We start from the raw sequence: 6,711 nt of genomic DNA on the forward strand, positions 1-6,711 counted from the left end.
CGAGGGCCTGCCGGCGCTGGTGGCGCGGGCGCGCGCCGCGACCGACCTGCCTTGTTACGTGGGTTTCGGGGTCTCCACCGCCGGGCAGGCCCGCACCGCCGCCGCCGTCGCCGACGGCGTGATCATCGGCAGCGCCCTGGTCGCGATCATCGACGGCGCGTCGTCTGCGGCCGACGCGCCCGCCCTGGTGGAAGACTTTCTCGGTGGCGTCTCGGCCGCCATGGAGGAATCGCCATGATCATCGTGATGAAAGAGAACGCGACCGTCGCCCAGATCGGCAAGGTGATCCGAGGCGTGGAGGACATGGGGCTGTTCGCGAGACCTTCGCGCGGCGAGAACCGCACCGTCATCGGCGTGGTGGGCGCAGCGGACGAGTCGCAGCTGGCGCCGCTCGGCCTGATGGACGGCGTGGAACAGATCTCGCCCTACTCGCGCGCCTTCAAGCTGGTCCATCGCGAGTTCCGCGCCGAGCCCACCGTGATCAGCCTGGGCGACTTCTCCATCGGCGGACCGGAGTTCGTGGTGATGGCCGGTCCCTGCGCGGTGGAGTCGGAAGCGCAGGTGCTGGAGACCGCGCGCGAGGTCGAGTCGGCCGGCGCGCGCGTGCTGCGCGGCGGCGCCTTCAAGCCGCGGACCTCGCCGTACAGCTTCAAGGGGCTGGGGGAGGAGGGCCTGCGCATCCTGCGCACCGCCGGCGAGCGCACGGGCCTGAAGGTCATCACCGAGGTCATGGCGCCGGAGCAGGTGCCGCTGGTGTGCCGCTACGCCGACATCCTGCAGATCGGCACGCGCAACATGCAGAACTACGCGCTGCTCGAAGCGGTGGGCAGGGTGCGGCAGCCGGTGATGCTCAAGCGCGGTATGATGTCCACCATCGAGGAGCTGCTGCTCGCGGCCGAGTACATCCTGGCCAACGGCAACAGCCAGGTCATCCTCTGCGAGCGCGGCATCCGCACCTTCGAGCGCGCCACGCGCAACACCTGCGACATCTCGGCCATCCCGGTCATCAAGGCCCAGAGCCACCTGCCGGTCGTCGTCGATCCCAGCCACGCGGCGGGCGTGCGCGCCTACGTGCCCGCCCTGTCGCGCGCCGCCCTGGCCGCCGGCGCCGACGGGATCATCGTCGAGGTGCACCCGCGCCCCGAGGAGGCCCTCTCCGACGGCGCCCAGAGTCTCACCCCCGACGGCTTCCGCGCGCTCATGGACGAATTGCGCGCCATCGCCGGCGCCGTGGGCCGCACCGTCGCCGCCTGTCGGGCGTGATGCGTATCGGCGTCATCATCCGCATCGGGCGCGGGCGCGACGACCGCGCGGGGAGGCACGCATGACAGACCTGGGCCTGACGCACATCGCCTTGCCGGTCACCGACCTGGACCGCAGCATCGACTTCTACGCCGTGTACGCCGGCATGGAGGTCGTGCACCGTCGCGCCGGCAGCCAGGGCGAGGTGGCCTGGATCAGCGACCGAACGCGCCCCTTCGTGGTCGTGCTCATCGAGCGGGCGTCGGTCGACGCCCCGCTGCTGGCGCCCGGCCACCTGGGCGTGGCCCTGTCCAGCCGGGCCGAGGTGGACCTGCGCTGCGACATCGCCCGCGAGGAGGGCGTGCTGGTCAAGGAGCCCGAGCAGGCCGGCCCGCCGGTCGGCTACCGGGCGGTGCTGCGCGATCCCGACGGCCACACGGTCGAGCTCACCTACGGGCAGCAGGTCGGCCTGACGGTGGCGGGGGAAGAGGAAGCATGAGGTTCCACCATATCGCCCTGCTGCTGGTGCTGCTCCTGGTCGCCGCCCAGCTGGGCTGGTACGCGCCGCGGCTGCCCGACCGGATCGCCGCCAGTTTCGGCGCCGACGGTGCCCCCAGCGGCTACGACACCAAGACCGAATTCCTGGCCTGGTACGCCCTGAGCCTCGCGCTGATCGCTGGTGTCTTCCTGGCGTTGCCGGGTCTGTTGTGCCGCCTCCCGCCCCGCTACGTGAACCTGCCCCACGCGGACCACTGGCTGGCGCCGGAGCGGCGGGGGCGCACGCTGGCCGAGCTCGGCGAGGCGCTGGGCTGGTTCGGCGTCTGCACGCTGCTGTTCGTGGCCTGGGCCTTCCATCTTTCCATCCTGGCGAATCTGCGCGAGCCGGTGAGGTTGGCGGCGGGGCCTTTCTGGGCGGGGCTGGCCCTCTACCTGTCCTATTTGGTCTGGTGGATGGTGCGTTTGATGAAGCGGTTCGGGCGGAGAGGGCGGTACTGACCCGCCCGCGGTCTCGAAAACGAGAAGTCCACTCCTCCAAGTGGAGGTGCTGGTTTCACAATCCATCAGGCAGACAGCCTGTACCCGCAGGTTCCACGCCGGCCCTCGACAGAACGGCGCAGACAGGCCGACCCGCTGTTGCCCGCCCGCCCCAACCGCGGTAAGCTGTGCAGCGATCCGCCGCCGAGTACGACACGAGCCGGGAGACGACATGCAACTGGGTGACTGGACCTTCCGCGTCTTCACCGACGGGAACTTCCGCCTGGACGGCGGCGCCATGTTCGGCGTCGTGCCGCGCGTCATGTGGGAGCGGCATCACGTGCCGGACGCCCAGAACCGCATCGCCATGACCCTGCGCTGTCTGCTGGCCGAGCACGGCGACCGCCGCGTGCTCGTCGATACGGGCATCGGCGACCGCTGGGAGACGAAGCACAGGGACATCTTCGCCATCGAGCGGGGACAGGGGCACCTGGTCGGCGAGCTGGCCGCTGCCGGCGTCTCGGCGGACGCGATCACCGATGTGGTGCTGACCCATCTGCATTTCGACCACTGCGGCGGCACCATCCGCGAGGTGGGCGGCAAGCTCGAGCCCATGTTCCAGAACGCCCGGCACTGGGTGCAGGAGAGGAACTGGCGCTGGGCGCACACGCCCACAGACCGCGACAAGGCGAGCTTCCGTCCCGACGACTTCCATCCCCTGGAGCAGGCCGGCCTGCTGGAACTGGTGGACGGCGCGCGGGAGATACTGCCCGGCGTGCGCGTCACTCCCGTGAGCGGGCATACCACCGGACAGCAGCTCGTGGAGTTCGATACCGGACAGGGCGCTGTCGTCTTCTGCGCCGACCTGATCCCGCTGGCCAGCCAGGTGCGCGTGCCCTGGATCATGGGCTACGACCTCAACCCGCTGCTGACCCTGGAGGAGAAGCGCCGCTTCCTCAGCCGCGCCGTCGAGTATGACTACCTGCTGGTCCTCGAGCACGACGCGGAGCGCGAATGCTGCCGCGTGGTCTTCGAGGAGGGCGACTTCAAGGCCGTCGGGCCGTTCACCCTGGCGGAACAGGCCGTGGCCGGGCACGCGGAGCGTGAATGACGTGGCCGGCGAGGGTAGGGTCCGCAGCGTACGGCGCCATCACCTGGAAAAACCCGCCTGGCTGAAGGCGCCCGGCAAGGGTGGCGACGCCTACCAGGAGGTGAAGTCGCTGCTGCGGACGGCGGGCCTGAACACCATCTGCGAGAGCGGCGACTGCCCCAACCGGGGCGAGTGCTTTGCCAACCGCACCGCCACGTTCATGATCATGGGCGACGTCTGTTCCCGGAAATGCACCTTCTGCAACGTCAAGACGGGACCGGCCGCGGCGCTCGAGCCCGGGGAACCCCGACGGGTGGCCGAGGCCGTGCGGCACCTGGGTTTGCGGTTCGCCGTGGTGACATCGGTCAACCGCGACGAACATCCCGACGGCGGGTCGGCCCACTTCGCCGCCACCATCCGCTGGATCCGGCGCCTGAACCCCGGTTGCGGCGTGGAAGTGCTCACCCCCGACTTCCTGGGCCGGCCCATGCAGCTGCACAAGGTGCTGGCGGCCGCGCCCGACGTCTTCGCCCACAACCTCGAGACGGTGCCGCGGCTGGATCCCGGGGTGCGCCCGCAGGCCGACCATCGCCGCTCGCTGTCGGTGCTGCGCGCGGCGCGCCAGTGGTCCGACGCCCGCCATCCGGCAGGCGGCGCGCGCATGAAGGTCAAGACGGGCCTGATGGTGGGCCTGGGCGAGACCGCGGACGAGGTGCTGGACGTGTTGCGGTCGTGCCGCGATCGAGGTGTCGACATCGTCACCATCGGTCAGTACCTTCAGCCGACGCCGCGCCACCACGAGGTGGTGCGCTTCTGCCGTCCCGAGGAATTCGAGGCCTTCGCCCGCGCCGGCCGCGAGATGGGCCTGCCGTGGGTGGAGTCGGGGCCGCTGGTCCGCTCGAGCTATCACGCAAGCGAACAGTCGGCCGTGGGAGAGGGGACGCGCGACTGATGGAAGCCGCCGCTGCCAGGGGGATGCGCCGCAGGATCTGGGCCGGCGTGGCCGCGTATGCGGCCATCATGCTGGCCGTCGCCCTGTCCCTGTCCCACCTCTACCGCGAATCCCGCGACAGCCTGGACGAGGCCCTGGGCGAGCGCCTGGCCGGCGTGGCGGTGACCGCCTCCTACCTGGTCGACGGCGACTCGCTCGCCGTCTGGAGCTACGACCCCCAGGAGTCGCTGGAATTCCTGTGGCTGCGTTCGCGGCTGGAACAGGTGCGCCGCGAGAACGACCTGTCCGAGCTCGTGCTCTGCGACGCCGACGGCTTCGTGCTGGTCTCGGCGGTGCGCCGCCTCGGCAAGGGCGACGTGAACGTCTACTGGGATCTGGATCCCGGGGCGGTGGCCTCGGCGCGGGAGGGTTTCTCCATGCCCAGCCGGCTCTACCGCGCCGGCGACGTCATGCAGAAGAGCGCCCACGCCCCGATCTGGAATTCGAGCGGCCAGGTCGCCGGCGTGATCACGGTCGAGGCCGAGGCGGAGTTCCTGGAGGCGTTGGCCGCCCTGCGCCGCGCCGCCTGGGCCACCGCCGTGCTGGTGCTGGTCTTCCTGGGCGCGATGGCGTTGCTGCTGTCGCGCCAGCAGAGATCGCTGGTCCGGGCCCGGTCGGAGATCATGCGGCAGGAGAACCTGGCCATGATGGGACGCATGACCGCCGGCATCGCCCACGAGATCCGCAACCCCCTGGGCATCATCCGGGGCGCCGGCGAGATCCAGGCCCAGCGGCTGCGCACGGCGGGCATCGATCTGCCCACGCTCGATTTCATCCCCGACGAGGTGGACCGTCTCGACCGCATCCTGACGCGCTATCTCACCTTCGGCAAGGGCGGCAACGGCTTCGATCTGGAGCCGCTGGACCTGGGCAAGCTGGTGCGCCGGTCGGTGCACATGGCCGACCAGGAACTGGCCGCCGCCGGCGTCGAACTGGCGGTGGAGACGCCCGACGAACCGCTGCTGGTGTCCGGCGACAATCCGAGCCTGCAGCAGGTGATGCTGAACCTGCTGCTCAACGCCCGCGACGCCATGCCGGCAGGAGGCCGGATCGTCGTGAGGCTCGAGCAGGACGGGGGCGCGGCCGTCCTGAGTATCCTGGACGAGGGGACGGGCCTGGGCGACCTGTCCGAGCGGGAGATCTTCGAACCTTTCCTGACCACCAAGGAGAAGGGCAGCGGCCTGGGCCTGGCGGTGGTGCGCCAGGTCGTGGAGGATCACCACGGCGCGATCAGCCTCCGCGGCCGCGACGACGGTCCCGGCACGGTGGCCGAGGTGCGCCTGCCGCTGCACGACAGGGACGATGGGAGGTAGCATGGCACGCATCCTGGTGGTGGACGACGAGCAGCGCAACACGCAGCTGCTGAGATTCCAGCTCGAGGGCGAGGGACACGAGGTCGTGGAGAAGGCCGACGGGACGTCGGCCCTGGCCGCGGTGAAGGATCAGGCCTTCGATCTCGTGCTGACCGACCTGCGCATGGAGCCGGTGGACGGCATGCAGGTCATCGACGGCGTCAAGCAGGACAATCCCGACACGCCGGTGATCATGCTCACCGCCTACGCCGACTACGAGACAGCCGTTGAGGCCATGCAGCGCGGCGCGGCCACCTACATCAAGAAGCCCTGGAAGACCGACGAGGTGAGGCTGGCCGTCGTGCGCGCCCTGGAGGGCGCCGCCCTGCGCCGCGAGAACCGCACCCTGCGCCAGGAGGTGCGCAAGCTCTCCGGCGCGCGCGCGTTGCTGGGCGACAGCGCGGCGATGCGGAGCCTGCGCGATCTGATCGACCGCGTGGCCCCCAGCGGGGCCACGGTGATGATCCGCGGCGAGAGTGGCGCGGGCAAGGAGGTCGCCGCGCGGGCCATCCACGACGCCGGCGCACGCGCGCAGGGGCCTTTCGTGGCCGTCAACTGCGCGGCCATCCCCGAGACCCTGCTCGAGTCGGAGCTCTTCGGCTACCGCAAGGGGGCCTTCACCGGCGCCGACAGCGACAAGGAAGGCCTGTTCGAGGCCGCCTCGGGCGGCACGCTGTTCCTGGACGAGATCGGCGAGGCGGGTACCGGCGTGCAGGCCAAGCTGCTGCGCGTGCTTGAGGAGCGCAAGATCAACCGCGTGGGCGATCCGCGCGAGCGGTCGGTGGACGTGCGCGTGCTGGCGGCGACCAACCGGCCCCTGGAGGACGCCATCGCCGAGGGCCGTTTCCGCGAGGACCTCTACTACCGGCTGATGGTCATCCCGGTGGACGTGCCGCCCCTGCGCGAGCGGCTGGACGACGTGGACCAGCTGGCGCGCCATTTCCTGCGCGGCTTCGGCCGCGACGAGGGGAAGCTGCCCCCCGCCGTCGCCGAACGCCTGCGCGGCTACGGCTGGCCCGGCAACGTGCGCGAGCTGCGCAACGTGGTCGAGCGGGCGCACA

Annotated in this window: 7 protein-coding genes; all 7 read left to right on the forward strand. The window is 70.7% G+C overall.

The annotated features are described in order from the left end of the window. On the forward strand, positions 1-238 hold a 238-nt coding region (locus KJ554_14455; GenBank protein ID MBU0743532.1), incomplete at its 5' end, for a tryptophan synthase subunit alpha. Then, entirely contained in the window at positions 235-1,263 is a 1,029-nt protein-coding gene (aroF, locus tag KJ554_14460; protein ID MBU0743533.1) for a 3-deoxy-7-phosphoheptulonate synthase, read from the forward strand. The genes KJ554_14455 and aroF, both read left to right, overlap by 4 nt. Before the next feature lie 61 nt (positions 1,264-1,324). Then, positions 1,325-1,741, forward strand: a complete 417-nt coding sequence (locus KJ554_14465) for a VOC family protein (protein MBU0743534.1) — start codon at positions 1,325-1,327, stop codon at positions 1,739-1,741. Next, complete coding sequence (locus KJ554_14470) at positions 1,738-2,238, forward strand: DUF1648 domain-containing protein (protein ID MBU0743535.1); 501 nt, start codon at positions 1,738-1,740, stop codon at positions 2,236-2,238. The genes KJ554_14465 and KJ554_14470 overlap by 4 nt, the downstream gene beginning before the upstream one ends. Before the next feature lie 953 nt (positions 2,239-3,191). After that, entirely contained in the window at positions 3,192-4,259 is a 1,068-nt protein-coding gene (gene lipA, locus KJ554_14475; GenBank protein MBU0743536.1) for a lipoyl synthase, read from the forward strand. Then, positions 4,259-5,611 carry a hypothetical protein gene (locus KJ554_14480; GenBank protein ID MBU0743537.1) on the forward strand — a complete coding sequence of 451 codons (1,353 nt, stop codon included), beginning with the start codon at positions 4,259-4,261 and terminating at the stop codon, positions 5,609-5,611. The genes lipA and KJ554_14480 overlap by 1 nt, the downstream gene beginning before the upstream one ends. Position 5,612: 1 nt before the next feature. After that, positions 5,613-6,711 (forward strand): sigma-54 dependent transcriptional regulator (locus KJ554_14485; protein ID MBU0743538.1); only part of this gene is annotated, 1,099 nt, incomplete at its 3' end.

The sequence above is a fragment of the bacterium genome (assembly GCA_018814885.1).
Lineage (GTDB): Bacteria > Krumholzibacteriota > Krumholzibacteriia > LZORAL124-64-63 > LZORAL124-64-63 > JAHIYU01.

Coding starts and splice junctions, on each gene's coding strand:
- aroF (MBU0743533.1), top strand. CDS start 235: ATGATCATCGTGATGAAAGAGAACGCGACCGTCGCCCAGATCGGCAAG.
- KJ554_14470 (MBU0743535.1), top strand. CDS start 1,738: ATGAGGTTCCACCATATCGCCCTGCTGCTGGTGCTGCTCCTGGTCGCC.
- KJ554_14465 (MBU0743534.1), top strand. CDS start 1,325: ATGACAGACCTGGGCCTGACGCACATCGCCTTGCCGGTCACCGACCTG.
- lipA (MBU0743536.1), top strand. CDS start 3,192: ATGACTACCTGCTGGTCCTCGAGCACGACGCGGAGCGCGAATGCTGCC.
- KJ554_14480 (MBU0743537.1), top strand. CDS start 4,259: ATGGAAGCCGCCGCTGCCAGGGGGATGCGCCGCAGGATCTGGGCCGGC.